Genomic DNA, 26,614 nt, shown 5'->3' with positions numbered 1-26,614 from the left:
AATTTCTTTCTTGGTATTGAATCATATTGTAAAAATGACTATTTTCGAGCAAACTTAAAAGGCTATTTAATGAAAAGGTTGTTATGCATGATTTATGTAACTTTTATTTTTAATCTTCATTATTCCCAAAACCCTAGTAAAAAAACATCCTGTTATGATTTGATGGATGTATTAAAGGTTGAACCAACTCCTCTTTATAAACTTCATCTTGATGCATCAAAGAGCTTTGGAGTAAAATTACTTAAAGACACCAAAACTATTCGGAAGTATATTTCTAACGGAAAGTTCCATGCAATCAAAAAGAAAGGAAAAGGATATCGTGTACAAAAATTGAATTATAGCAGTGCTTGGATGGTTTCAAAGGCTTCCTTAATCTTAGAAAAAATAGGGATGAGGTTTACTAAAGAAACAAAAGGACATACCTTTACAGTAACGTCCATTACACGAACTTTGGAAGATCAGTGTAAATTAAGACATATTAATTCTAATGCTTCTTTAGGATTAAGCTCACATAATTATGGAAATTCCTTTGATATTTCTTATATAAGATTTAATGATGTTTTAAAATACAATCCCAAAATGGAACAAGCGTTGGAAAAGGTCTTGCAATATTTTGCAAATACAGGAAAGATTTATTATATCAAAGAAAAACAACAAAGTTGTTATCACATTACGGTTAGAAATTATTGATTATTTAACGATAATATGAAACTCCTTGTAAAAGGAGTTTTTTTATTTGTAGTTCATTCATTTCTTTTTCCGTATTTTTGCACCCGAAAATTCATTATTCATTTATAATCATTAAAATAACATGCTTTCTGTTCAAGGTTTAGGGTTACATCATTCGGGAAACTATTTGTTTCAAAATGTGAATTTCACAATTAAAAAAGATGATAAAGTAGGTTTAGTAGGTAAAAATGGAGCCGGGAAATCCACGTTATTAAAAATGCTTTCAGGAGAAATTAACTTCTATGAAGGAAATGTAGTTCCTGAAGGAAATATTACGATTGGCTTCCTAAAGCAAGATCTTGATTTTGTAAAAGGAAGAACTGTGTGGAATGAAACAATGCAAGCATTTGAACAGATTAATAGCTGGAAAAATGAACTTGATGAAGTCAATCACCAGATGGCAACTCGAACGGATTATGAAAGTGACTCTTATACCGACTTAATCAATAAAATGACAGATCTCAATGATCTACTCATGAACCATGATGCCTACAATTTGGAAGGTGATATGGAAAAAGTATTATTTGGTTTAGGGTTTAAAGCAGAAGATTTCCAAAAGATCACAGATGAATTTTCCGGAGGTTGGAGAATGAGAATAGAGCTGGCAAAGCTTTTACTTCAGAAAAATGATATCATGCTTCTTGATGAACCGACTAATCACTTGGATATGGAATCCATTATCTGGTTAGAAAATTTTCTTAAAGATTATCCGGGAGCTATTGTGTTAGTGAGTCACGATAAACAATTTATGACAGCGGTTTGTAACCGAACGTTTGATATCAACAATAAAAAAGTGGATGATTACAAAGCCAATTATTCAAAATATTTGGTGATGCGTGAAGAGCGTCGTGAAAAGCTTATTCAGGCTAAGAAGAATCAAGATGCGGAAATCAAACAAATGGAGGATAATATTAATAAGTTCCGTGCGAGTGCGACAAAAGCATCTTTTGCACAATCACTTATTAAAAAATTAGATAAAATTGAACGAATAGAGGTCGATAATGAAGATGTTTCGAAATTTAATATCCGTTTCGTTCAATCTGTTGTTCCCGGGAAAGTAATTTTTGAAGCAGAAAACCTAGGTAAAGCCTATGGGCAGAAACAAATTTTTGATGAGGTAGACTTTTTTGTCCAGAGAGGAGATAGAATTGCTCTGTTAGGCCAAAATGGACAAGGGAAAACTACCTTAGCTAAAATTCTTGCCGGAGATATTAAAGAGTATTCCGGAATGTGGAATTTAGGACATAATGTCAATATTGGGTATTTTGCCCAAAATCAGGAAGAAGTTTTAACTCCCAATAAAACAGTGTTGGAAGAAGCAGAAGATGCTGCAACAGAAGAAACAAGACCAAGAGTAAGAGATTTACTAGGATCTTTCTTATTTCAGGGTGAGGCCGTAACAAAAAAAACAAAAGTACTTTCCGGAGGAGAAAGAAATCGTTTAGCACTTTGTAAATTGCTATTACGCCCCTTCAATACCTTGATAATGGATGAGCCTACCAATCACTTGGACATTCAATCTAAGGAAATCATCAAACTGGCGCTTCAAAAATTTGAAGGTACACTGATTGTCATCTCTCACGACAGAGAATTTTTACAAGGTCTTTGTGATAAAATCTTCGAATTCCGTGAAGGAAAAATGAAAGAGTTTTTAGGAAGTATTAATGAATATCTAGAGTACAGACAAAAAGAAACGATAAGAGAGATTTCTGCTGAAAAGGCCAAACTTCATAGTGATGAACCTAAAGTTGAGGTAAAACAATCTCCTAAAGAAACAATTGTTGAGGAAAAGTCTTCAACAATTATAAGTAAAGAACAAAAAAATATTCAAAATAAATTAAAAAAGATTGAAGAGAAAATTTCTGAGCTTGAAATTAAAGTGCAAGAAATGGAAAGTTCTTTTACCAAAGAAAACCCTTCTGAGGAAACATTAGAAACGTATAATAAAGCTAAAGAAGAGCTGGAATTGGCTCTACAAGAATGGGAGTATTTGGGATCACAACTTGATTAATATTATAGTGTTAATGGAATTTTAATTAATATTTGATTTAAAAATTAAATTATTTTTATAATTTTGAAGTATGATTTTTGAAAAAAACGAAAATTGTAAAGGTTTTATTTCCAAGCTCTTGTTTGGAATATACTTTATTGCGTTATTTTTTCAAAGTTTTCATCATCATGATTCTGTGGATTATTTCAAGAATTTAAATCTTAAAAAAGCAGAACATTCCATCTCCAAAAATATAGCAAAGGAAAAAGCCGGAGAATGTTTGGCTTGTCATTTTCTTGCTAATGGACATACTTTAGTTCCTGAAGAATTTACCTTTTCTTTTGAAGCGTACACCCATGAAGTAGAAGAAATTATACTCGTTCAGGAGAAAATATGGTCTCAGACTAAATTTACATTTCAGCTTCGGGGACCTCCCGCTATTTCATAATTATAGATTTTCTTATTGGATTTATCCTATTTCTTAAGTTTTTTATTAGTAAAATTTTAGCTATTAAATGGCTTAATGATTTTAAGAGATAGAGGACATTATAATATACTTCATACAGTGTATGTTATAAATTGTTATATAATATATCCGATCTATTTTTCGAAAAAATGTACTTTATAAAAAGTACCTAATCAATCTATTTAACAATGAAATTGATATATAGCTTAATGTTAATCCTTTGCGGGTTGGCATTTACAAACGCACAACAAACTTATAGGGTAGAAGGAATTGTCCAAGATTTCCATGACAAAACAATGTTGGAAAGTGCGGTGGTAAAAATTGGAGAGTTTTCTACAAAAACAGATAAAAAAGGGAAATTTTCTTTTAGTAAAATACCTGCAGGACAATATGTACTTATGGTAAATCACCCTGATTGTAATGATTATACTGAAAATATAGGAGTTAGTCAGGACATGCATTTGAATATTACCCTTGAGCACCATGTTCAAGATATTGAAACGGTAACCATTCACGGAAGTCACAAAAGGAATGGTTCTTTATCTATTAAAATACTCGATAAATCTGAAATTGAAAGGAATTCTACGGATAATCTGGGGAATTTGCTCTCGAAAATTTCGGGTGTTAGTGCATTGAAAACGGGAAATAATATTTCTAAACCTATTATTCATGGGTTATATGGAAGTAGGATTTCTATTCTGAATAATGGAGTAAAGCTTGCGGAACAAGAGTGGGGAGTTGAGCATGCACCGAGTGTTGATATTAATAATTTTCAACATATCGACGTGATCAAAGGAGCTTCTGCGTTGAAGTATGGAAGTGATGCGATTGGTGGAGTGGTCGTTATGGAACCTGAAGTTTTCCCTAAAAAAGATACCATAAAAGGTTCTGTAAATCTATCCGGAATTTCTAATGGAAGAGGTCTTGGACTGGAAGTAGACGTAGCAAAAGTATGGAAAAACGGATGGGCAGTGAAATCGGGTGGAGGTATCAAAAAATTAGGAGATCAACATGCTCCCGATTATAATTTGATGAATACGGGAATGGATTTTTCTTCCTTCAATTTTACCGTTCAAAATAATACCTATGAAAGGGGAATTTCATTTGATTATTATTTAACCAACCAAAATATAGGAATTTATAGAGGCTCTCATGTTGGTAATAATGAAGATTTCTATAATGCAGCTACTTCAAAAATTCCGGTATATACGGGAAATTTCAGTTATGATATCGATAATCCGAGACAAGTGATTGAGCATCATATTGCAAAAGTTTCAGCGTTCAAAAGGTTTGAAAATATCGGAAAAATTTCTGCAACTTACAGCTATCAGTATAATCATAGACAAGAATATGATATCAGAAGAGGAGATTTAGCAGATACGCCATCTTTAGATTTGGAATTAATGACGCATCAATTCAATCTTAATGATTTATTGGAGAGAGGTAAGTTTTCTTTGGAAACAGGATTAGATGCGAGTTTTCAAAATAATTATTCAGATCCTGCAACAGAGGCGAGACGCTTGATTCCAAATTATGACAAATATGCTGCCGGAATGTATTCTATTTTCAAATATAAAATTTCGCATGATTTTAATGTAGAGGCAGGAGTAAGATATGATTTCACTCGCTATGATGTGACGAAATGGTATGACAAAAGTGATTGGGAAAAACGGTATGCAGATTCTTATCCTCAGTTTTATGTAAAAACGAATCAAAACAGAATTCTTACACGTCCTCAATTGAATTATCAGAATTTTTCATTCAATGCAGGCTTAGAATATCGCCCAAATTCAATCTTGGATGTGAAATTTAATTATGCGAAAGTGGGAAGAACCCCCAATATTGCTGAATTGTTTTCAGACGGACTGCATCATTCTGCTTCCGTAATTGAAATTGGAGATATGGGATTGAAAAATGAACAAGGGCATCAATTTAATCTAACGGTGGATTCAAAATTCAATGTATTGAAAGGATTAAATATCTCTGTGAATCCTTATCTTTTTATTACTAAAAATTTCATTAATGAAGTTCCGACAGGAGTCCAAAATACAATCAGAGGAGTATTTCCTGTTTGGTCGTATCAGCAAATTGATGCCAAAATGTATGGTATAGACTTAGATATTAACTTTAAACTTACCAATCATTTTTCGTATATAGGAAAAGGAAGTTATGTGTATGGACAAGACGAGACACACGGTGTTCCATTGATTTTGATGATGCCTCCGAATTTTTCAAATGCATTGCAATTCAATAAAGAAAACTGGAATCATTTCTATTGTATAGTAGAAAATCAGACGTTTTTAAAGCAAGACAGATTTCCGGTTTATAATGCAACTATTCCTATTTATATAAACGGGGAAGAAGAACAAAAAGAAGTTGATTTGAGTACTCCACCAGCAGGCTATTCTCTTTGGAATATCCAAATGGGGATCAATATTAGCAAAAATCTTTCTGCAGGTCTTATTGTAAATAATCTTTTCAATGTTTCATATAGAGACTATTTGAATCGAATGAGATTCTTTGCGGATGAGGCAGGTAGAAATTTTATTTTAAACTTTAGATACAGGTTCTAAAGACTTCAAAAAAATTATTACAATACAATTTACAACCTTAAAAATTAAAAAAAAATGAAATTATTCAATACTAAAAATATAATCAATGTATTAGCTGTTTTAATGATCGCAATTACTATCGTTTCTTGTCAGAGAAATGGTTCAGTGGCAGAAGATGACCTTCCGCAGGAGGAGCTTACCAATATTATTTTAAAAGTAAGAGATATTTCTCCAGGGAGCACGGCTCCGGCAATTCCATATAATTATAGTATGGGAGCAGGGGGAGCTCCGACAATTCAGCTACAAGACGGAAAAACATATGAAGTAATTGCAGAGTTTAAAAATGGAAATGAAGATGTAACTCAGGAAATCATAGATGCGAAAAATGAACATTTTTTAATTTTTAATTTCCCAAATTCTGATATTTCTTTAACTCGTACAGATGATGCTAACTCTACAAGGGGTGATGAAAAGCGCGTAGGATTGAGAACAGAATGGGTGGTGAACAAAGCGAAAAAGAATCCTTCAGCAACAAGTCAATTGATCTTCACTTTATATCATGAGCCGGCAAGTGTTACTGAAGACTCTCAAACAAATGGAAATGGAATCATTTTCGGAACGCAGGTGGGAGGAGAAACTGATGCCCAGGCAAGTTATAATATTATAAACTAATATACCTTTTAATCTTGTTAAAAAAACCATTGAAGAATTCAATGGTTTTTTATTTATAATATTTTGTCTATTAAGAATTTATTTGAAATGAGTTATTTTCATAAAAATTTCATACTTTTGCAACCTAAAATTTTAATCGATAATGAAGGTTACCGCACAAAACCATGATGATGTAAGTGCATTACTTACAGTAACATTGGAAAAATCTGACTATAAAGAAAAAGTAGAAAAGCAATTGATTAATTATGCTAAAAATGCGCAAGTTCCTGGTTTCAGAAAAGGGAAAGTGCCTTTAAGTATGGTTAGAAAGCAATACGAGGCAGGAATTGCGTTTGAAGAAATCAACAAGCAGGTTTCAGATGCCCTCAACAACTATGTTAATGAAAACAAATTAAGATTAGTTGGGCAGCCTGTTCCTCAACCAGTAAACGAACTTGATTACAATGCTGATCAGTTAGAAGTTGCTTTTGAAGTAGGATATGAGCCTGCATTCACGATAGATTTAGCTAAATATGAAGCTCCTCATTATAAAGTAGAAGCTTCTGAAAAAGAAATTAACAAGAGTATTGAAAACATGCAAAAGCGTTTCGCTGAGCAGGTTCCTCAAGATAAAATTACCAAAGACTCTTATATTGCGTTAGAGGTTTCTCAAGTTGTAGAAGAAGATGCTGAAGGAGAGCACCACCACCATCCAAAGAATGTTACGATTACGGCTGAAAACAAAGAAGCTTTTAAATTAGTAAAGTCTTTGAAAATGGATGGAGCTGTAAAAGTTTCTAAAGAAACTCTTGCGGGTGACGAAGAATTAGCAAAAGAATTAGGATTCAGTAAAGAAGAAGTTGAGCATCTACACCATAATGAGGTAGAAGTAAAAGTAAAAGATTTTTACTCTCTAAATCTTGCTGAACTAGATCAGAGTCTTTTTGATAAAGTATACGGAGAAGGAAATATTAAGTCTGAAGATGAGCTTAAAGAAAAGGTAAAGTCTGAACTAGATGAATATTTCCAACAAAATGCAGATGTTCATTTTGTAAATAAAGTATTGGAGCAGGTTTCAGAAAAAGAAGAAGTCGTACTTCCAGAAGCATTTTTGGTAAAATGGTTGTTATTCTCTAATCAGAATATCCAAACAGAAGAGCAGGCTAAAGAAATTCTTGCGGCAGAGAAAAATCAATTGAAAAATCAAATTATCGAAGGTAAATTGATGACTGATAATGATATCCAATTAGATTATACAGATGTTTTGGCACAAGCTGAACAGTTAGTAAGAAATCAATTGGCTATTTATGGAATTCATCATTTAGGAGATGAAGAAATTCAGAAATATGCAGTTGAGATGTTGAAAGATCAAGAGCAAGTAAGACAGATTTCTTCTGAAGTAGCTATGGCTAAATTGAAAGATGCTATTCTTGATAAAGCAAGTAAAAAAGAAACTAAAATTTCTCATGATGAGTTTCTAGCTGAGCTTAAAAAGTAATTATATTTTGATATAAATAGGTAAAACCGCCAAATTTGGCGGTTTTTTTATTAAATGTAGTTTTTTATTTTATTTCGGCCAATATTCATATATTTACGGCCTTAAACTTAATATATGAAAAAGATTATCATTCCGTTTTTTTGTTTGATGCTTGGCTCAACATCTATATATGCACAGCAGTCAGCTGCTCCTGAGAAAATTGAAGCTGTACAATCAAAACTAACTGCTAAAGAAGTTATAGATAATTACCTTAAAGCTTTAGGAGGTAAAGATAAATTAGAAGCTATAAAAACTACCGTTACCGATAACACCCTTTCCCTTCAAGGTATGGAAGTGAGTATGACCACTAAAAAAATGGGAAATAAGTTCAAGTCCGAACAAAGTGTAATGGGACAAAAAATGATTCAGGTGTTTGATGGAGAAAAAGGATATTTCGATCAGATGGGTCAGAAAATGGATATTCCTGCAGATAAAATCCCGGAATTAAAGAAAAGTCAAACTATTGATGCTTTAAGTTATAATCCTGCTAATTTTCCTACTGTAAATGTTGAAAAAATAGATGGAAAAGACTATAATGTATTAACTTCTGATAAAGGTAAACATTATTTTGACGCTTCTACAGGATTGTTATACAAATCAACTTCTGCAGAAGGAAACGCTACTATTAAAGGGTATTTAACAGTAGACGGAGTTAAGTTCCCTTCAGAAATTGAAGCAGAAGGAAACGGGCAGAAAGTGGTAATCAAAACAACGAAAGTAGTAATCAATGCTGATGTTACTGATGCTGACTTTAAATAGAATTTAATAAACATAAATAAAAAAAGACCGGAATTTCCGGTCTTTTTTTATTTATGTTTATAATTTTAACTCAAATTTAACTTTAATATGGTGTTTTGTGTTTTTTTAGGTTGTTTTTAATTAATAATTTTAACGCCGTAAAGAAATTAATAACATATTATGAAGAAAATTCTATCATCATTTGCTGTTATCTTTTTGATGTCATCAAATGTATTTGCGCAGAATATTCCTGTGGACCCATCAGTGAGAATAGGCACCCTTTCAAATGGGATGAAGTATTATATCAAGAAAAATACATTACCTGAAAAGAAAGTGGATTTTCGTCTGGCAATCAATGCTGGGTCAATTCTTGAAGACGAAAATCAAAGAGGATTAGCTCACTTTATGGAGCATATGAACTTTAATGGAACTAAAAACTTCCCAGATAATAAACTTGTTGATTTTCTTCAATCTATTGGAGTGAAATTTGGCCAACACCTTAATGCATATACAAGTTTTGATGAAACGGTATATATGTTACCGGTACCATTGGATAAGCCTGGAAATTTGGATGCTGGTTTAAAAGTAATGGAAGATTGGGCATTTAACGCAACACTTTCTGATGAGCAAATCAATAAAGAAAGAGGAGTGGTATTGGAGGAGCTAAGATTAGGGTTAGGAGCAGATAAAAGAATGATGGAGAAATACCTTCCAAAAATGTTGTATAATTCTCAATATGCAAATAGATTGCCTATTGGAACAAAAGATGTTTTGCAGAATTTTAAACCTGATGTAATTAGACAGTTCCATAAAGATTGGTATAGACCGGATTTAATGGCAATCGTAGTAGTAGGAGATATCAATGTAGATGAGATAGAAAAGAAAATTAAAAGTAACTTTAGTAAATATAAAAACCCATCAAAACCAAGGGAGAGAAAAAACTTTGACCTTCCTAATCATAAAGAAACTCTTGTGTCTATTGAAACAGACCCGGACGCAACGAGCTCAATGGTACAGTTTATTATGAAAGATGCTGAAGCCTATCAGCCGGATGTTACTATTGAACAATATAACCAAAGCCAGATAGAAAGCCTTACAACAACGATGTTAAATAATAGGCTGCGAGAGTTAATCAATTCGAATAACCCTCCGTTTACTTTTGGATCCGTTTATCATGGTGGTACTTATGCAAGAAGTAAAGAAGCTTTTCAGGGATTTGCTATGACGAAAGAAGGAGATCAATTGAATGGGCTTAAAGTTCTTTTGGAAGAAGTGGAAAGAGCAAAAAGATTTGGTTTTACCCAAACAGAATTAGATCGTGCAAAATCACAAATTTTATCCAATCTTGAAAAATCCTATAATAACAGGGATAAAACAGAAAGTGATAGATTGGTAGGAGAATACGTAAGAAATTTTCTAGAGCAAGAACCGATACCTGGAATAGCATGGGAATACGAGGATACTAAGAAGTTCTTACCATCTGTGACATTGGATCAAACAAATGCTATTATCAAACAAATGGTAAAAGATGATAGTAGAGTAATCGTGATAACAGGTCCTAAGAAAGACAAGGTAATAATGCCTACGGAAGCAATGGTTCTTAATACTTTTGAAAGTATTAAAATGGCGGATCTTAAGCCATATGAGGAAAAGGCTGCTATCAAAAACCTAGTAAAACCATTTAAGTCTGAAGGTAAAATTGCTAAAACAGAAACAGATGCTAAATTAGGAACAACAACCTGGACACTAAGCAATGGAGCGAAAGTTACTTTCAAAAAAACAGATTATAAGGATGATGAAATTGTATTTTCCGCAAGAAGTTTGGGGGGAAGTTCTTTAATTCCTGATGTTGACTATAATAAAGTTCAGTTTGCATTTTCTGCATTGACAGAGGCTGGAGTGAACGGATATTCAAAATCAGAACTTACCAATTATCTCGCTGGAAAACAAGTAAGTGTAAATCCATCAATAGGTAGTTTAACGGAAGGAGTTTCGGGAAAAACAACACGGAAGGATTTAAATACGGCAATGGAGCTATTGTATTCTTATTTCACAGGTCTTAATTATAGCACAGATGCTTTCAATGCTTATAAAATGAAACAATCAGCGATGTTGGATAATCTTTTATCTAATCCTCAGTTTTATTTTGCCAATGAGCATGCTAAATTCCTGAATCAGAAAAATCCTAGATTTATTGGGGTAGTTCCTATGGAAAAAGAATGGGCCAATACAGACTATAAAAAAGCATATGACATTTATAAAGAAAAATTTGCCAATGCAGGAAACTTTCATTTCTATTTTGTAGGTAACATTGATGAAGCTACCTTTAAAAATGATGTTTTACAATATATTGCAAGTCTTCCTTCTACAGGTGTCGCTGCTACATTTAAAGATACTGGATATAGACAAGTAACAGGTGATTATTCAAAAGTGTATAAGAAAGGAAAAGATCCTAAAAGTATGGTAACCATCGCTTACAGTGGTGAAGTTCCATATAATGAAAAAGAAGCGTTGGCATTAGAAGCTCTAGGAGAGGTGGCTACCATTAAAGTAATTGAAAAATTAAGGGAAGAGGAAAGTGGAATTTATGGAGGAGGAGCTAGAGGAAATATGAATAAAGTACCTTATAATACCTATAATTTTAGCATAAGCTTCCCTTGTGGTCCTGAAAATTCAGCAAAACTAACTAAAAGTGCGTTAGCTGAGGTTCAAAAACTTATTGATAAAGGCCCTGAGCAAAAAGATCTTGATAAATATAAAGAAGGAGAGTACAATGATCATAAAACAAGCCTGAAAGATAATATGTTCTGGCTAACTTCTATAGCTAAGAATCAATTAGATGGAACTGATAAGTATGAAATCTTAAATTATGAAGCCAAAGTAAAGGCTCTTACAATAAAAGATCTGCAAGATGTGGCTAAAAAATACCTTACAAAAGGGAAAATAATAGCGACATTAATGCCTGAAGATGGATGGGAAAAAGATAAAAATCAAGAAGCGAAATCTTCTACAACAGTAAGTACTGGAGTAATTAATTAATCATTTATTTATAACTAACTGAGAAACCACAGATTAATCTGTGGTTTTTTGTATTAAGAGCCATATTCTTTTTTCCATTCTTCTGCTGCCCCACTCAGAATAGTATAAAACTCTTCGCCATACTTTCTGATTAAAGGTGTTTTTAAAAACTTATATACAGGCACTTGCAGTTCTTTTCCTAATGTACAAGCATCGCTGCAAACACTCCATTCATGATAATTCAATGCGGTGAAAGTGGAATATTCCGTAATGCGAATAGGATAAAGATGGCAAGATATTGGTTTTTGCCATTCTACAGCACCATCTTCGTAAGCCTTTTCAATCCCACACTTTGTGATGCCTTTCTCATCAAAAGTTACATAGGCACATTCTCTGTTTTCAACCATAGGAGTTACATACATCCCATCAAGAGGATCTGTAGTCCATGTTCCTTGCTCTTCAAGCGCTTTGATGCCTTCTGCGGTAAGATAAGGTTTAATTTTATCAAAGATCGTATCTAAAATTTCAAGCTCATCTTTATCTAGTGGGGCACCCACATCTCCTTCTACACAGCATGCACCCTTACATTTTGTAAGATTGCAAACAAACTCTTCGGAGAATATCTCCTCAGAAATCAATTTATCGTCTATTTGAATCATAATCTTTAAAATAAATCAAAATAAGTAGTTGCTTTAAAGGTGATTAAACTGAAAATAATCAACCATAAACTTAATTCTTGAATCCAATATTTAGGTAAAAACTTAAGCATTCGGCTTAATATAATGCTAGAAGGGAATGCTAGAAGTAATAAATATTCATAACTTGTATTCATATACATTATAATAATAGCAAGCTGGGCCATAGAAAATACCAATAAAAAAGTATACTTATAACGAGTTATAGGACTCTTCCTATTGTAATTGCTAAAATGATCATAAAGAGCATACAGTAGCATTAGTATAGTGGGGGCTAAAGGTAATAAAGCTATATATTCGGATAAAGTAAGCGGACGCATTTTTCCAAAAGGAAAATAATCAGTATCCCATGAAGTAAATCTAAGGAAAAACATGATAGAAAAATAGCTAAATGCAATCAAAATAATCCCTAGCAAAAATCTAAAAAGATTTAACCCTACTTTTTCGGAAGTTGCAATGACATGGATAATCACAAAAACAGCCATGGGCCAAGTGGTTGGAAGGAAAATAAAATTTAGACATACAATAGACCCTACCAAAACATATGATTTTTTTCTAATCTCTTCATTGGTGCTCGTGAGAAGTAATAAAAGAAAAGAGTTGGTAAGTAATGAAATAGATATACCTATATCTAAACTGCCGGGATACAATCCGAAAATAAAAAATGTATATAAAAATAAAGGGAGATGCGTTTGATAATTCAGTGCAATACTATGAAAACAGAAATATCCCAAAGCAATTCCCAAGAATGTAATTCCTGCTATAATAGCTTCATATGTGTTGAAATTCAGTATGTTAAATATGATTACTATTAAAAGAAGAAAACCAATATAAACAGGAATTGAAAAAATATTGCTTTCTTTTGAAAGTAATTTAAACATTTTTTATAAATTTGTACAAAGTTAATTTAAAAAAGGAAAATAATGACGTCTTTCTGGTTATTCTTAAGCAAAGTTTTCAAATGGTCTTTCGGTTTTTTTGATGCATTTGGAAATGTGTTAAACTGGATCCTATTTATCGTTTGTTGTATATTATTTACATATTGGTGCTACGTTTTAGTAGTAACATTAGGCGGTGATAAAGATAAAGACTATCATTCTCCAACGGAAGGTAAGTTTCCTTACTATGATCCGAATATATATAAAAAAGAAGGTTAATTAATTGGTTATATAGTAAAAAGCCGATCAAACTTGTTTGATCGGCTTTTTTAATTTAATAATTGATTAAATCTATTCTGTTTGTTTATCAATCGTGTATGGGAATTACTAAAACAGGAATACTCGAATCTTTTGTAAGCCCTTTTGTTAAACTTCCTACAAAAACATCATAAATACCACTTCTACCATGAGAACCCATGACAATAAAATCTGCATTTTTAGATTGTGAATATTCTAAAATAATATCCTTGGCAATACCTTGCTTTAGAAGATGTTCGCAATCTATATCCTGAGCAATAATTCTTTGTTCGATTTTATTGAGTTGAACCAATTCTTCTTTTATTTCATTTTCCTCTACCTCAGGAAAATATTGAAATCCCATATCACCGATCGCAAAGCCAATATCTGAAGGGGCTACATGAATTAGAAAAATTTTACCATTAACTTGTTTTGCAAATTTTACTGCCGCGTCCACAAGTTGTTCTGATCTATCCCCAAAATCTACGGGTAATACAATATTTATCATAATTTTTAATTTTACCTTTAATTTTGTTGTTTAAAGATAAGAAAAAAATGCGATATATGGTATTAATTTAGCTATAATATTCGTATGCTAAGAATTTTTTTATCTTCAAGATGTACATCAAGAATGTCATTCTCTTCCACTTTTCCAACACCTTTTGGAGTCCCTGTGAAAATAAGATCACCTGTTTTTAAGGTGAAATATCGTGAAGCAAAAGAAATGATCTCGTCAAATGAAAAAAGCATATCTTTTGTATTTCCATTCTGAACTTCTTTATTATTTTGTAGCAAAGAAAAAGGAAGTGCTTCAAGATTAAAATCTTCTTTTTTAAAAAAGTTTCCAACCACTGCAGAACCATCAAAACCTTTTGAAAGTTCCCAAGGTAGTCCTTTAGATTTAAGCTCACTTTGAAGGTCTCTTGCGGTAAAATCAATTCCCAATGTAATTTCTTCAAAATGTTTGTGGGCAGATTCTTTTCGAATGTATTTTCCTCCTTTAGAAATTTTTAATACAACTTCTAGCTCATAATGAATATCATTAGAAAAATCGGGAAGGTAAAAATCATTACCTTTTAAGACTGCTGTATCTGGTTTTATAAATATAACTGGATTTTCAGGAACTTCATTTCCCAATTCTTTTGCATGCTCACTGTAGTTTCTTCCTATGCAGATAATTTTCATAATTTTTTATAATGTACATTTTTTATTTTTATACAAATGCAATAAATATTTGTAAAATAGAGTGTTGAGTACTATTTTAATGAGTGAAATTATTACCGCAATAATAACAAATAAATGTATGACTTGTTAAAATTGAAATTCCAAAAAAACTAGTTGCACTATCATCTCTATAGATGTGATTTGATTTGCATTGAGGACAGACAAAATCAAATTCAGGGTTTTCAATAGTATGTTCTACTTCTAAAGAAAACTCATTGTTGTCTTTATATTCTTGTAAAATTTGTTTAGCTTTTTCTACCTCTTCTTCAAAAACCTGTAATTGGATTCCTCCGACTGCTTGAGAAAGAAGCCAATCAGATTGTATCAATTGTTCGTTAGCAATATAGCTATTAATACCATTCTCAGCTAAAATTTGTTTTTCACGGTTTGCCTGAAGTGCAGTTTCATAGAATTGAAATGTAATAAGTTGAGACATAATTAAAATTTACCTGATAATTTTGATAATTGAATTTTAGTGAATATTTTCTTTGTGTACAAAGGAAACTCTGCATTCTGAAGCCATCCGAAATATCCTAAATCTTTTTGGAAAACCGTTTTTACTACTTGTCCTTTGTATTTTCCAAAGTTGAAAATTTCTTCTTGCTGATCATTATATCCTATGAAACCTGCTAAATCTGCATTCTTATTATGGAAAGAATATTCGCTTAATCCTGCAATTTCATTAGGAATATCATCATATTTGCCAACCTGGGCATCCAATACTTCAAAAGTAGCCATCACATCAGCTTCTGCAGAGTGAGCGTTTTCAAGCGTCTTACCACAATAAAACTGGTAGGCAGCCCCTAAGTTTCTAGGCTCTTTTTTATGGAAAACAGTTTGAGCGTCTACTAATTTGAATTTGCTCAAATCAAAATCGACACCAACCCTCAATAATTCTTCAGCCAAAAGAGGAACATCGAAACGGTTGGAATTAAAACCTCCAAGATCACTTCCTGCAAGTAATTCCATTATTTTAGAAGCAATATCCCGGAAAGTGGGAGCATCTTTTACATCTTCATCATAAATACCATGGATCTCACTACATTGTTTTGGAATAGGCATCTCCGGATTTACTCTCCATGTTTTACTCTCTCGGGAAGCATCCGGATTTATTTTCAATATGCATATTTCAACTATTCTATCTTTTCCGATATTGGTTCCTGTTGTTTCTAGGTCAAAAACACACAAGGGTTTATGTAATTTTAAATTCATTTTTTAGTTATAAATTAGAGTAATATGATATATTCATACCATTTAGTTGAGTTGTTTTTGAAAAATTATAGATATAAAAATATAATAAATAATTATGATGGGGATTCCAACTATTTTGAAAATACTTATAATGATAATTGCACCTATCAATAAAGCTAATTTAGGATAGTTATCTTGCAATTTCATAGATTTAAATTTCATGGCAATCATTTTAATAGGACTGACTAAAAGCCATGATAAAATAGCAGTAAGTAGTAAGAGAAATAAAGCGCTTTCAAATAAAAATTGAAAATTTCCACTTTCTTTCCATGCATAATATAAACCGAAAATTAAAATCGTATTTGATGGAGTATTTAAGCCTTTAAAATAATATTTCTGTTCTTCATCTAAATTGAAAATAGCGAGTCTCAGACAGGAAAAAAGAGTAACAAATAATCCTAAATATTGTATCTTAAAAGGCAGTTCTATTCCTAAAAATAGATTTTCAAAAGGTTCTAAAGCAACATAAAGAGTGAGGCCGGGAATTAATCCAAAACTTACCATATCAGCCAAGGAATCCAACTGTACTCCCAAATTAGAATTAGACTTCAACGCCCTTGCAATGAAACCATCAAAAAAATCTAAAATCAATGAAAAGATAATACAGATCGCTGTGGTTTGATAATCTCCTAAAATGAGATGAATAGCACCCACACATCCCGAAAATAAATTTCCCAGTGTGATGATATTTGCAATGTTATTTTTAATAAAGTCCATAGTTATCCAATAAAGTTTATAGTCACAAAATTACTGTTTTTAAGAATTATGACTCAAAATATTCTGAACTAAAAAATGCATTAATGTGAATTTGCTGTAAATTTGCGGAATGAAATTTTTTAAAGAATTTAGAAAACAGGAAGTTCTGATATTATTATATCGAATTTTTTTAGCATATTTTTTTTATCAGATTGCAAGATTTTTATTCTGGTATTTTAATAGGGAATTAGTAAAAGTTGATTCTTTTTCTGATTATTTCAGTTTATCATATCATGGGATTGCATTTGATACAACAGCGATTCTTTATGTAAATGCATTATTCATACTTCTAAGCTTGATTCCAATTATAGTTAATACCAAGAAAGGATATCAAACATTTCTTCTCTGGCTGTATTTTATAACTAATGGAATTGCTTATGCGATGAATTTTGGCGATGTAGTGTATTTTAAATTTTCGCAAACGCGTTTAACTTCAGCGGCGTTTCAGGTAGCCAAACATGAATCGAATATATTTAAAGTATTTACAACTTCTATTGTACAAAATCCTTACATCCTACTGTGGTTTGTAGTCTTGATGTGGGTTTGGGTTTTCCTTTATAAAAAAATAAAAATTACTGAAAGAAAACCTGTAAAGTTATTGCCTTATTTTATTTTTTCAATCCTTACGTTGTGTGCAGTAGCTGTATTGACAGTAGGTGGTATTCGAGGTGATTTTAAACATAGTACAAGGCCAATTAATTTAGTGGATGCGAATCGCTTTGTAAAGATTCCATCACAAGGAAATATGGTATTGAATAGCACCTTTTCATTTTTTAGAACATTAGGGACAAATAATTTTAAAGAGGTTCATTTCGTCTCTGAAAAATTCATTGATGATAATATCCAATCATACAAAATGTATGATAGAAAAATAACCAGTCGACCTAATATTGTTATTTTTATTGTAGAATCTTTTGGGAGAGAATATTCCGGAGCTTTTAATAGAAATAAGGAGATAAAGGATTATGTTTCTTATACTCCATTCATGGATAGTTTAGCCAATGAAAGTTTAATTTTTCCTAACACCTTTGCTAACGGAAGGCAATCTATTCATGGAATGAGTAGTGTATTAGCAGGTATTCCTAGTCTCACGGATGCTTTTACAAGTTCACCTTATTCCAATCAAAAGATCCAGTCTATTGTTTCTGTGTGCAATGAGTTGGGATATGATACGTCTTTTTATCATGGAGCACCTAATGGATCAATGGGCTTTTTAGGTTTTGGAAACATTCTTGGGTTTAAGCATTATTTTGGGAAAACAGAATATAATCATGATCAAGACTTTGATGGAATGTGGGCTATATGGGATGAACCGTTTTTACAATATTTTGCGAAAAATGTGGGAAGGACGCAACCTTTTATGGCAACGGTATTTACGGCCTCTTCGCATCATCCTTTTAAAATCCCAGAACAATATATAGGTAAATTTAAAAAAGGGAAAAATAATATGCATGAGCCCATTCAGTATACTGATTATTCTATAAAAAAGTATTTTGAAACAGCAAAAAAACAACCTTGGTATAATAACACCATCTTTGTTTTTACGGGAGACCATACGAATGAAATATATTACTCTGAATATGACAAAATTATGAACAGATTTGCGGTGCCTTTGATTTTCTTTTCTCCTAATCCTGAATATAATTTAAAAGGAGTTAATGTTGAAGATGCCCAACAGATTGATATCTATCCTACATTAGCAGATTTAATAGGTTATAATAAAAAAATAAGAAGCTGGGGAAGAAGTCTAGTGAGTGATAAAAAATATCCTACCATTATTGCAAATTCAGATGGTGCGGTGGAGCAGTTTATTATCGGAAATTACATCTATCGTTTTGATGGTAATGAAGTGGTAGGAATTTATGATAAAACAGATTTAGGGCTAGAAAAAAATCGTATGCCTCAACTTAAAACTCCCGAAACAGAAAAAGGTATCCAGATAGCAAAAGCTTGGTATCAAGATTATATGGACAAGATTATGAATAGGAAACTTTATTAGTCGTGTAAAAATGAGATAACTTGTGATGATATGATTTCTATTGCAATAAATGTTCCTAAAAAATTATTTCTAAATTATTGAGGATGTTGAGAAGAAACATCCCTGTTTTAAGGATAATTATTTTTATATTAGCCTAACAGAATGCTGAAACACTAAATTTTATTTTTGCTGGTTTGAAATTAATTTTTACTTTTAGCAGATCGTAGTTAACGAAAATATCTTAACTTAGAATTAATTATAGATACGAAATATGAAAAAATTATTATTAACATTTGTGCTTTCGCTTTTTGGAGTAATGTCTTTTGCACAAATTGAGGGAAAATGGAAGACAATAGACGATGAAACTAAACAAGCCAAATCTATTGTTGAGATTTATAAGAAATCAGATGGTAAATTTTACGGAAAAGTTTCTCAGTTACTTATCAAACCGGCAGATCCAAATTGTACAGTTTGTAAAGATGATAGAAAAGGAAAACCCATTTTAGGATTGGAAATAATCAGGGGATTGAAAAAGGATGGAGATGAATTTACAGGAGGAACTATTACAGATCCTAAAACAGGTAAAACGTATAAATGTACGATTACAAGAAGTGGAGACCAACTCAATGTAAGAGGATATGTAGGTCTTTCTTTATTAGGACGAACACAAGTATGGCATAAAGTTGATTAATTTTATGTTAAATAAAGGAATATAGGTGTCTCAAGTTGTGAGATGCCTTTTTTATTATGTATGTAATAAAAAATCACTATTTTTGTACTCTAAATTTTTCAAAGAAATATGGCAGAATATACTTTTCGTGAAGTAATTGCGCAGGCAATGAGCGAGGAAATGCGCAAAGACGAATCCATTTATTTAATGGGGGAAGAAGTAGCAGAATATAATGGTGCATATAAAGCTTCAAAAGGAATGCTGGATGAATTTGGCCCTAAAAGAATAATTGATACACCTATTGCTGAGCTTGGTTTTGCAGGAATTTCTGTGGGAGCAGCAATGAATGGTAATAGACCCATTGTGGAATTTATGACATTCAATTTCTCTTTGGTAGGAATAGATCAAATTATTAATAATGCTGCAAAAATCCGTCAAATGAGTGGGGGACAATGGAATTGCCCAATCGTTTTTCGTGGTCCTACTGCTTCTGCAGGTCAGTTAGGAGCTACTCACTCGCAGGCTTTTGAAAGTTGGTATGCCAACTGTCCTGGATTGAAAGTGGTGGTGCCTTCAAACCCTTACGATGCAAAAGGATTATTGAAAACAGCCATTCAGGATAATGATCCTGTAATTTTTATGGAATCTGAGCAGATGTATGGAGATAAAATGGAAATTCCTGAAGAAGAATATTATTTACCAATAGGAAAAGCTGAAATTAAGAAAGAAGGAAAAGATGTCACATTGGTTTCATTTGGTAAGATTATGAAACTGGCTATTCAAGCTGCTGAAGATTTAGCTAAAGAAGGAATCTCGGTAGAAGTTATTGACTTGAGAACGGTTCGTCCTTTAGATTATGATACGATATTAGAATCAGTAAAGAAAACAAATAGATTAGTTATTTTAGAAGAAGCATGGCCATTTGCTTCAATTTCTTCTGAAATTACCTATATGGTACAGCAAAAAGCATTTGATTATTTGGATGCACCCATAAAGAGAGTTACTACTCCAGATGCTCCTGCACCGTATTCAGCTGCTTTATTTGCAGAATGGTTTCCTAAACTTGAGAAAGTTAAAGAAGAAATTAAGAAAGCGATGTACGTTAAATAGTAATAGAAAAAAACTTCCGAAAGGAAGTTTTTTCATTTATTATATTCATGGATAAAAATTCTTAAGGTTATAAATTTAATTTAAATTTGCGCTTCTAAAATTTAAAATTTGCTCTAATATGGCAGAAGTTACAGAAGGTGGTCATCATTTTGACTTGAAAAAGCTTTCATTTGTAGGAGTTATAGTTTCTCTAGGAATCGTTTTTGGAGATATAGGTACATCACCACTGTACGTAATGAAGGCGATTGTGAATGCCCGTAAAGATGGAGCAACAATGCCTTTTGATGAATATATTGAAGGGGCACTTTCCTGTATTATCTGGACCCTTACCCTTCAAACGACATTTAAGTATGTAATTATAGCTTTAAGGGCTGATAACAAAGGAGAAGGTGGAATTCTTGCACTTTATTCATTAGTAAAGAAACTCAAGAAAAAATGGTTATACGTGGTGGCGATCATTGGGGCTTCCACATTGGTTGCAGATAGTGTGATTACTCCTTCACTTACTGTAATGTCTGCGATTGAAGGTCTTAAAATTTATAACCCTGAAACTCCGGTTGTATTTATTACTCTGGGAATATTATTTATCGTATTTGTGGTACAGCAATTTGGAACCGCATCTATAGGTAAATTTTTTGGCCCTATTATGGTAATTTGGTTTTTAGTGTTAGGAATATTCGGATCTGTTCATATTTTTGATCATATTGAAATTTTTAAAGCATTCAATCCAATATATGCTTACAATCTTATTACCCATTCTTCAAGTGCAATTGTGATTATGGGGGCTGTGTTTTTATGTACCACAGGGGCGGAAGCATTGTATTCTGATCTTGGACATTGTGGTGCCAAAAATATCAGAGTAAGTTGGGCGTTTGTGAAAATAATGCTTATCTTAAACTATCTAGGACAAGGAGCTTGGCTCTTGGATAATTATCACCAGGTACACAGTGCCGGAGTAAATCCATTTTTTGGGATTATGCCTGAATGGGCAGTTTTGCCAGGTGTTATTTTGGCAACAGCTGCAGCAATTATTGCAAGCCAGGCGGTAATTACCGGATCGTTTACTATGTTTTCGGAAGCCATGTCTATCTCTTTCTGGCCCAATCAACATATTGAATATCCTTCGGGAGTTAAAGGACAAATGTATATCCCTAGAATTAATTGGGGATTAATGATATTTTGTTTTGTAGTAGTGATATTTTTCCAGAAATCTGAACGTATGGAAGCTGCATATGGTTTAACCATCACTATAACGATGTTAATGACGACCATTTTGTTGTTATTCTGGTTAAGTAGAACTCGAGTGAGTAAATTTTTTCTTATCGGATTTGCTTCAGTTTATCTCTTCCTAGAATCTGGCTTTTTCTACGCAAATGTGATTAAATTTATAGATGGAGGTTGGTTGACAATGGTGCTTGGAGGCTATATAGCCGTTTGTATGTATGCTTGGTATAACGGTAGATTGATTAAAGCTAATTTTATTCAATTTGTTAAAATTGATAAATATGTTTCTATCATAAAGGATATGAAACTAGATGAAACTATTCCTAAATATGCTACAAACCTTGCTTACTTAAGCAGAGCAAAAAAGAATGATGAAGTTGAATCAAAAATTATTTATTCAATTATTAAAAAACAACCTAAAAGAGCGGATCATTATTTTATTTTAAGTATTGTTAATCAGGAAGATCCGTATACATTTAAATATACAGTTGATGAAATCTTACCAGGGACAGTTTATAAAGTGAATTTTCTATTAGGATTTAAGGTTGATCGCAGAATCAATGATTATTTTAATATGGTGTTAAAAGATTTAATGGCTGATGGAACGATTCCTTCAAGAAGTAGTCATCCGTCTTTAAGAGCCCATGATATTCCGCCAGATCTTAAATATGTAATTATAGACAATACTTATATCAATGATATATTATTAACGGTTAAACAAAAAATTACGCTCAATATTTACAATTTTGTGAAATATATTGGAAGTGATGATTTTAAATCTTGGGGAGTTAGTTCTCATAACGTGGAAGTAGAATCGGCACCTATAACAGAACTAACGGTATATGATAATAAAATTGAGCAAGCAGGATTTCTAAGGCATAATAGTTAAGATCCTTTAACAAAATAGTCTACCCTTTATTTAAATAAAAATCAATAAATTTGTAGATAATTTTTTTGATGGATACAATACAAAAAGAAAAAAATATAGCCTTAATTAAAGATGTTTTAAGAAACTATTTATTAGAAAAAGGTTTTAGAAATACTCCTGAACGATATACTATATTAGAGGAAATATATAATATGGATCATCACTTTAACGTGGATGATCTATATCTTTTAATGATGCAGAAAAAATATCACGTTTCTAAGGCTACTATTTATAATACAATCGAGATCTTTCTTGATGCTGGGTTAATCCGCAAGCACCAATTTGGTGAAAAGACACTTACGTCTTCATCTTATGAGAAATCTTATTTTGACAAACAACATGATCATCTTGTAATTTATAAAAAAGATTCTGATAAGGAAATTGAAGAGATTATTGAGTTTTGCGATCCAAGGATCCAAGGAATTAAAGAAGCAATTGAAGAAGCATTTGGGGTAAGAATTGATTCTCATTCGCTGTATTTTTATGGTACTAAGAATGATTAATTAATGAAACTATTTTTTGCATTCTTGTTTTTTGTATCAGTACTTACTTTTGCGCAAGATAAACAAAAGCCTGCGCAACGAGAACCCTATTTACAGAATCCTGTAATAAATGCACAACCACAACAAATAAAACCCGAAAATAAGGTAAAGATTCTCAATGCTGACGAAATCATAAAAGATCAGAAAATGTATGACGGGAACCGTTATATGAAAGGGAATGTGAAAATTGAGCATCAGGGATCAATTCTGACTGCTGATGAGGTAGTGATGTATGAAGAGGAAAACTTTGTAAAAGCAATTGGAAATGTAAAATTGCAAAATACTGATGGTTCAGTGATTACAGCAGGTGAAATGGAATATGATGGGAATACTCAAAAAGGTGTAGCCCGAAAAAATGTAATACTTGTTGATCCTCAGCAAACGATAAAAACTGAAACGATGTATTACGATAGGCTTTCAAGACAAGCATATTTTAATACAGGAGGGACTATTTCTGATGGTCAAAATGTGATGTATACCAATTCAGCAACCTATTTTTTAGATACAAAATTGATAGATTTTGTAGGAAATGTAAAAATAGATAATCCTGATTATACTGTAGAAGGAAAAAATATAAAACAAAATCAGCTTACTAAAGTAGCTGAATTTTTTGGACCTACTACTATCACAAGAAAGGATAATCCTAAAAATTATTTGTACACTGAAAAAGGAACTTATAGTATGAATTCTAAAGAAGCATATCTTAATAAGAATTCAAGGATACATTATAATGATAAAATCCTGACGGGCGATGATATGTATTTTAATCAATTCACAGGTTTTGGTACCGCTACGGGAAATGTAACATTAGATGATCCAAAAGAAAGGCGGTGGATAAAAGGGGGTTATGGCGAAATTTATGAAAAGAAAGATTCTGCCGTTATGACTAAAAATCCGTACGCTGTAAAAGCTTTTGAGAAAGATTCCATGTACTTTGCTGCTGAAAAGATTATTTCCTTACAGAAACCGGATTCTCTGAATCCAACGACTAAAAAAAGTTTTTTAAGAGCATTTAAGAAAGCTAGGTTTTATAAATCTAATGCTCAAGGTAGGGCAGATTCTATTGCTTTTAATGAAACTGATGGAGTGATGCACATGTTTACAGCACCCATATTATGGAGTGGTGAAAAGCAGGTAACAGGTAAAAAAATTGAGGCATACTTTAATACAAAAGAAGAGAATATAGATTCTTTAAAAGTTATTGATGATGCTTTTGCAATAAGCAAAGTAGACTCCTTAGATCTGAAAGATGAATTTAATCAGGTAAAAGGAAAGTTAATGACCGTATATTATCAGAATAATAATCTGAAAGAAGCTAAGGTAATTGGAAATGCACAATCAATTAGCTATTCTGATGATGTGAATGAAAATACACAAGAAAAAGAAAGGATTGGAATTTCTCTTACATCCTGTGGAATTTTAGGAGCTCTTTTTGAAGAAAAGGCGTTACAGGTTGTTTCTTGTAGTATTGGAGCAACATCAGATACATATCCAATGAGTAAGATAGAACCTTCTAAAAGAAAATTTGCTGATTTTAATTGGAATACAAAAGATCGTATACGAAAATGGCAGGATATACTTGTAGATACTCCTGATTATGATGAAATAATATATTCTGCAAATACTTCTCTTTATGATCGTGCACAAGAAGAAATTGATAAAGAGAAGGCTAAGGAAGAAGCTAAAAAACCAAAACGGACAAGAAAATAACTCCATTTTTCTATGTAAAAAATCAAATTCACCATTTCATCTATGGAAATGGTGAATTAATTTTTTAAAAAGTATATAAAAGCGCTATGAAATCTCATGTTTTTGAATGTTTATTTTGGGAATAGTGAAAAATTATTCCAAAATAAGTGAAGGGATAAGTCATATGGGAGCTTACTTTTAACGATTCTTTATTTCACATCGGCTTGAAATTATATTATTTGCATTTAAATTAATATTTTATTGAGAATTTTATTGTTTCAATTGATATTTTTTGTACATTTATCACATGGTAAAGTGAAACTATATTAATATTTTGTGATTTGGTGGATATCGCTCTCATTTTTTTTGAGAGCGATTTTTTTTATTCTTTTTATATCGTTTGCTCTGTTTACTGAATGTTTTATAGATTTGCTGAAAATTTCATTAAAATGAATATTCAAAAAGATTTTTTTTTATATCAGGCTCAAACAACAAAATTTGCGGCAGGTTTTGAAGTGGAAAAAGCTGAAGGAAGTTATATTGTAGGTAAAGATGGGAGGAGATATTTGGATTTTGTAGCAGGGGTCTCTGCTAATACATTAGGGCATTCACATCCGAAAATAGTTAATGCTATTGTAGAACAGGCTACTAAATATCTACATGTAATGGTATACGGTGAATATGCTCAAGAAATGCCTGTAGCATTATGTAAACTATTGGCAGAATCCACTCCTGCTCCTTTGGAAATTACCTATTTGGTGAACAGTGGAGCAGAAGCTATCGATGGGAGTTTGAAATTAGCAAAAAGATATACGGGAAGGGAAGAGATTATTTCTTTTAAAAATTCTTACCATGGAAATACTCATGGTGCGTTAAGTGTTTCAGGAAATGAATTCCATAAAAGAGAATTTCGCCCCTTATTACCAATGATTGATTTTATAGAGTTTAATGATGAAAATGAATTTTATAAAATTACAGAGAAGACGGCTTGTGTTATTATGGAAACAATCCAAGGGGCGGCTGGTTTTTTAGTACCTGATCCCAATTATCTATTTAATCTGAAAAAGAGATGTGAAGAGGTAGGGGCTTTGTTAATTCTTGATGAAATTCAGCCGGGCTTTGGAAGAACAGGTAAGCTTTTTTCATTTGAACATTTTGGAATTGTTCCTGATATTTTGGTGATGGGTAAAGGTATGGGAGGAGGAGTTCCGGTAGGAGCTTTTATGAGTTCAAAAGAAATAATGGAAACATTATCTTATTCTCCAAAGTTAGGGCATATTACTACTTTTGGGGGAAATCCTTTAATAGCAGCATCCAGTTATGCCACGCTAAAAGAAGTACTAGAAAGTGGACTGATGGATGAAATTGAAGAAAAAGAATGCTTGTTTAGAAAGTTGTTGGATCATCCTAAGGTTCAAAATATTAATGGAAAAGGATTGATGCTGGCGGTGAATTTGGGCTCCCCTGAATATACATTAGAAGTGGCTAAAAAATGTATGGAAAAAGGTCTTATCGTATTTTGGCAGTTATATAGAAATGAATATCTAAGAATTTCTCCACCATTAACAATTTCTTTAGAGGAAATTCGAGAAGGTTGTAAAATTATTCTAGATGTTTTAAACGATAATTAAGTGAAAATTATTCAAAATATGAAAGAATTTTTATATGTTATATATAGTATTTGGACGAAA

General features: G+C 32.1%; 23 protein-coding genes. 16 read left to right on the top strand and 7 right to left on the bottom strand.

What is annotated here, in order from left to right:
- Positions 1 to 69: 69 nt before the first annotated feature.
- The 8 genes from CHRY9293_RS02140 to CHRY9293_RS02105 all read left to right on the top strand — a co-directional run bounded on the left by CHRY9293_RS02140 (position 70) and on the right by CHRY9293_RS02105 (position 11,702).
- Positions 70 to 690: a DUF5715 family protein gene (locus CHRY9293_RS02140; RefSeq protein WP_162031391.1), complete on the top strand. Its 621-nt coding sequence runs from the start codon at positions 70 to 72 to the stop codon at positions 688 to 690.
- Positions 691 to 811: 121 nt separating this feature from the next.
- Positions 812 to 2,740, top strand: coding sequence for an ABC-F family ATP-binding cassette domain-containing protein (locus CHRY9293_RS02135; protein WP_162031390.1), 1,929 nt, complete (start codon positions 812 to 814; stop codon positions 2,738 to 2,740).
- 70 nt (positions 2,741 to 2,810) lie between these two features.
- On the top strand, positions 2,811 to 3,167 hold the full coding sequence (locus CHRY9293_RS02130; protein WP_162031389.1) for a hypothetical protein: 357 nt from the start codon (positions 2,811 to 2,813) through the stop codon (positions 3,165 to 3,167).
- A 206-nt stretch (positions 3,168 to 3,373) separates the two neighbouring features.
- On the top strand, positions 3,374 to 5,758 hold the full coding sequence (locus tag CHRY9293_RS02125) for a TonB-dependent receptor (RefSeq protein ID WP_162031388.1): 2,385 nt from the start codon (positions 3,374 to 3,376) through the stop codon (positions 5,756 to 5,758).
- Between the two features lie 54 nt (positions 5,759 to 5,812).
- Positions 5,813 to 6,409 carry a hypothetical protein gene (locus CHRY9293_RS02120; RefSeq protein ID WP_162031387.1) on the top strand — a complete coding sequence of 199 codons (597 nt, stop codon included), beginning with the start codon at positions 5,813 to 5,815 and terminating at the stop codon, positions 6,407 to 6,409.
- Between the two features lie 142 nt (positions 6,410 to 6,551).
- The gene (locus CHRY9293_RS02115) at positions 6,552 to 7,886 is read left to right on the top strand and encodes a trigger factor (protein WP_162031386.1); all 1,335 of its coding nucleotides are present in this window, start codon (positions 6,552 to 6,554) and stop codon (positions 7,884 to 7,886) included.
- A gap of 114 nt (positions 7,887 to 8,000) precedes the next feature.
- Complete coding sequence (locus CHRY9293_RS02110; protein ID WP_162031385.1) at positions 8,001 to 8,684, top strand: LolA family protein; 684 nt, start codon at positions 8,001 to 8,003, stop codon at positions 8,682 to 8,684.
- A gap of 159 nt (positions 8,685 to 8,843) precedes the next feature.
- Positions 8,844 to 11,702, top strand: a complete 2,859-nt coding sequence (locus CHRY9293_RS02105; protein ID WP_162031384.1) for a M16 family metallopeptidase — start codon at positions 8,844 to 8,846, stop codon at positions 11,700 to 11,702.
- Between the two features lie 53 nt (positions 11,703 to 11,755).
- Here CHRY9293_RS02105 and CHRY9293_RS02100 read toward each other — a convergent pair whose 3' ends face one another.
- Together CHRY9293_RS02100 and CHRY9293_RS02095 are read right to left on the bottom strand one after the other, a co-directional pair.
- Positions 11,756 to 12,340, bottom strand: a complete 585-nt coding sequence (locus CHRY9293_RS02100) for a DUF3109 family protein (protein WP_162031383.1) — start codon at positions 12,338 to 12,340, stop codon at positions 11,756 to 11,758.
- 5 nt (positions 12,341 to 12,345) lie between these two features.
- Positions 12,346 to 13,257 (bottom strand): DUF6427 family protein, encoded by a 912-nt coding sequence (locus tag CHRY9293_RS02095; RefSeq protein WP_162031382.1) that lies wholly within the window; start codon positions 13,255 to 13,257, stop codon positions 12,346 to 12,348.
- Positions 13,258 to 13,299: 42 nt separating this feature from the next.
- Here CHRY9293_RS02095 and CHRY9293_RS02090 point away from each other — a divergent pair, with 42 nt between their 5' ends.
- Positions 13,300 to 13,533, top strand: a complete 234-nt coding sequence (locus CHRY9293_RS02090; RefSeq protein WP_122546362.1) for a DUF6341 family protein — start codon at positions 13,300 to 13,302, stop codon at positions 13,531 to 13,533.
- An 88-nt stretch (positions 13,534 to 13,621) separates the two neighbouring features.
- Here the strand turns inward: CHRY9293_RS02090 and CHRY9293_RS02085 are convergent, their stop codons facing one another.
- The 5 genes from CHRY9293_RS02085 to CHRY9293_RS02065 form a co-directional block, all read right to left on the bottom strand.
- Positions 13,622 to 14,059, bottom strand: coding sequence for a universal stress protein (locus CHRY9293_RS02085; RefSeq protein WP_162031381.1), 438 nt, complete (start codon positions 14,057 to 14,059; stop codon positions 13,622 to 13,624).
- Positions 14,060 to 14,130: 71 nt separating this feature from the next.
- A complete protein-coding gene (locus CHRY9293_RS02080; RefSeq protein ID WP_162031380.1) occupies positions 14,131 to 14,736 on the bottom strand; it encodes a fumarylacetoacetate hydrolase family protein in 606 nt (201 codons plus the stop codon).
- A gap of 76 nt (positions 14,737 to 14,812) precedes the next feature.
- Complete coding sequence (locus tag CHRY9293_RS02075; RefSeq protein ID WP_162031379.1) at positions 14,813 to 15,211, bottom strand: putative signal transducing protein; 399 nt, start codon at positions 15,209 to 15,211, stop codon at positions 14,813 to 14,815.
- A 2-nt stretch (positions 15,212 to 15,213) separates the two neighbouring features.
- Complete coding sequence (locus tag CHRY9293_RS02070) at positions 15,214 to 15,987, bottom strand: 3'-5' exonuclease (RefSeq protein WP_162031378.1); 774 nt, start codon at positions 15,985 to 15,987, stop codon at positions 15,214 to 15,216.
- Between the two features lie 42 nt (positions 15,988 to 16,029).
- Positions 16,030 to 16,743, bottom strand: coding sequence for a CDP-alcohol phosphatidyltransferase family protein (locus tag CHRY9293_RS02065; RefSeq protein WP_162031377.1), 714 nt, complete (start codon positions 16,741 to 16,743; stop codon positions 16,030 to 16,032).
- Positions 16,744 to 16,852: 109 nt separating this feature from the next.
- On the opposite strand from CHRY9293_RS02065, the gene CHRY9293_RS02060 reads away from it, so the two are divergent.
- The 7 genes from CHRY9293_RS02060 (at position 16,853) to CHRY9293_RS02030 (ending at position 26,554) form a co-directional block, all read left to right on the top strand.
- The gene (locus CHRY9293_RS02060; RefSeq protein WP_162031376.1) at positions 16,853 to 18,781 is read left to right on the top strand and encodes an LTA synthase family protein; all 1,929 of its coding nucleotides are present in this window, start codon (positions 16,853 to 16,855) and stop codon (positions 18,779 to 18,781) included.
- Positions 18,782 to 19,031: 250 nt separating this feature from the next.
- On the top strand, positions 19,032 to 19,451 hold the full coding sequence (locus CHRY9293_RS02055) for a DUF2147 domain-containing protein (protein ID WP_162031375.1): 420 nt from the start codon (positions 19,032 to 19,034) through the stop codon (positions 19,449 to 19,451).
- Between the two features lie 108 nt (positions 19,452 to 19,559).
- Complete coding sequence (locus CHRY9293_RS02050; RefSeq protein ID WP_122546370.1) at positions 19,560 to 20,540, top strand: pyruvate dehydrogenase complex E1 component subunit beta; 981 nt, start codon at positions 19,560 to 19,562, stop codon at positions 20,538 to 20,540.
- A 118-nt stretch (positions 20,541 to 20,658) separates the two neighbouring features.
- Positions 20,659 to 22,653: a KUP/HAK/KT family potassium transporter gene (locus tag CHRY9293_RS02045; protein WP_162031374.1), complete on the top strand. Its 1,995-nt coding sequence runs from the start codon at positions 20,659 to 20,661 to the stop codon at positions 22,651 to 22,653.
- 68 nt (positions 22,654 to 22,721) lie between these two features.
- Positions 22,722 to 23,195, top strand: a complete 474-nt coding sequence (locus CHRY9293_RS02040) for a Fur family transcriptional regulator (protein WP_089689882.1) — start codon at positions 22,722 to 22,724, stop codon at positions 23,193 to 23,195.
- A gap of 3 nt (positions 23,196 to 23,198) precedes the next feature.
- Positions 23,199 to 24,944, top strand: a complete 1,746-nt coding sequence (locus CHRY9293_RS02035; RefSeq protein ID WP_162031373.1) for an OstA-like protein — start codon at positions 23,199 to 23,201, stop codon at positions 24,942 to 24,944.
- Positions 24,945 to 25,372: 428 nt separating this feature from the next.
- On the top strand, positions 25,373 to 26,554 hold the full coding sequence (locus CHRY9293_RS02030; RefSeq protein ID WP_394351017.1) for an aspartate aminotransferase family protein: 1,182 nt from the start codon (positions 25,373 to 25,375) through the stop codon (positions 26,552 to 26,554).
- The last annotated feature ends 60 nt before the right edge of the window (positions 26,555 to 26,614 follow it).

The organism is Chryseobacterium potabilaquae, from assembly GCF_902728265.1.
GTDB classification, from domain to species: Bacteria; Bacteroidota; Bacteroidia; order Flavobacteriales; family Weeksellaceae; genus Chryseobacterium; species Chryseobacterium potabilaquae.
Note: the sequence above shows the minus strand (reverse complement) of the source record. Positions and strands in the feature narration are given on the sequence as shown.

What these genes read in the sequence shown, in the direction of transcription:
- CHRY9293_RS02055 (WP_162031375.1), top strand. Translation starts at nt 19,032, where the DNA reads ATGAAAAAATTATTATTAACATTTGTGCTTTCGCTTTTTGGAGTAATG.
- CHRY9293_RS02065 (WP_162031377.1), bottom strand. Translation starts at nt 16,743, where the DNA reads ATGGACTTTATTAAAAATAACATTGCAAATATCATCACACTGGGAAAT.
- CHRY9293_RS02100 (WP_162031383.1), bottom strand. Translation starts at nt 12,340, where the DNA reads ATGATTCAAATAGACGATAAATTGATTTCTGAGGAGATATTCTCCGAA.
- CHRY9293_RS02060 (WP_162031376.1), top strand. Translation starts at nt 16,853, where the DNA reads ATGAAATTTTTTAAAGAATTTAGAAAACAGGAAGTTCTGATATTATTA.
- CHRY9293_RS02115 (WP_162031386.1), top strand. Translation starts at nt 6,552, where the DNA reads ATGAAGGTTACCGCACAAAACCATGATGATGTAAGTGCATTACTTACA.
- CHRY9293_RS02035 (WP_162031373.1), top strand. Translation starts at nt 23,199, where the DNA reads ATGAAACTATTTTTTGCATTCTTGTTTTTTGTATCAGTACTTACTTTT.
- CHRY9293_RS02080 (WP_162031380.1), bottom strand. Translation starts at nt 14,736, where the DNA reads ATGAAAATTATCTGCATAGGAAGAAACTACAGTGAGCATGCAAAAGAA.
- CHRY9293_RS02045 (WP_162031374.1), top strand. Translation starts at nt 20,659, where the DNA reads ATGGCAGAAGTTACAGAAGGTGGTCATCATTTTGACTTGAAAAAGCTT.
- CHRY9293_RS02085 (WP_162031381.1), bottom strand. Translation starts at nt 14,059, where the DNA reads ATGATAAATATTGTATTACCCGTAGATTTTGGGGATAGATCAGAACAA.
- CHRY9293_RS02050 (WP_122546370.1), top strand. Translation starts at nt 19,560, where the DNA reads ATGGCAGAATATACTTTTCGTGAAGTAATTGCGCAGGCAATGAGCGAG.
- CHRY9293_RS02030 (WP_394351017.1), top strand. Translation starts at nt 25,373, where the DNA reads ATGAATATTCAAAAAGATTTTTTTTTATATCAGGCTCAAACAACAAAA.
- CHRY9293_RS02040 (WP_089689882.1), top strand. Translation starts at nt 22,722, where the DNA reads ATGGATACAATACAAAAAGAAAAAAATATAGCCTTAATTAAAGATGTT.
- CHRY9293_RS02070 (WP_162031378.1), bottom strand. Translation starts at nt 15,987, where the DNA reads ATGAATTTAAAATTACATAAACCCTTGTGTGTTTTTGACCTAGAAACA.
- CHRY9293_RS02135 (WP_162031390.1), top strand. Translation starts at nt 812, where the DNA reads ATGCTTTCTGTTCAAGGTTTAGGGTTACATCATTCGGGAAACTATTTG.
- CHRY9293_RS02140 (WP_162031391.1), top strand. Translation starts at nt 70, where the DNA reads ATGAAAAGGTTGTTATGCATGATTTATGTAACTTTTATTTTTAATCTT.
- CHRY9293_RS02090 (WP_122546362.1), top strand. Translation starts at nt 13,300, where the DNA reads ATGACGTCTTTCTGGTTATTCTTAAGCAAAGTTTTCAAATGGTCTTTC.
- CHRY9293_RS02125 (WP_162031388.1), top strand. Translation starts at nt 3,374, where the DNA reads ATGAAATTGATATATAGCTTAATGTTAATCCTTTGCGGGTTGGCATTT.
- CHRY9293_RS02075 (WP_162031379.1), bottom strand. Translation starts at nt 15,211, where the DNA reads ATGTCTCAACTTATTACATTTCAATTCTATGAAACTGCACTTCAGGCA.
- CHRY9293_RS02120 (WP_162031387.1), top strand. Translation starts at nt 5,813, where the DNA reads ATGAAATTATTCAATACTAAAAATATAATCAATGTATTAGCTGTTTTA.
- CHRY9293_RS02105 (WP_162031384.1), top strand. Translation starts at nt 8,844, where the DNA reads ATGAAGAAAATTCTATCATCATTTGCTGTTATCTTTTTGATGTCATCA.
- CHRY9293_RS02130 (WP_162031389.1), top strand. Translation starts at nt 2,811, where the DNA reads ATGATTTTTGAAAAAAACGAAAATTGTAAAGGTTTTATTTCCAAGCTC.
- CHRY9293_RS02095 (WP_162031382.1), bottom strand. Translation starts at nt 13,257, where the DNA reads ATGTTTAAATTACTTTCAAAAGAAAGCAATATTTTTTCAATTCCTGTT.
- CHRY9293_RS02110 (WP_162031385.1), top strand. Translation starts at nt 8,001, where the DNA reads ATGAAAAAGATTATCATTCCGTTTTTTTGTTTGATGCTTGGCTCAACA.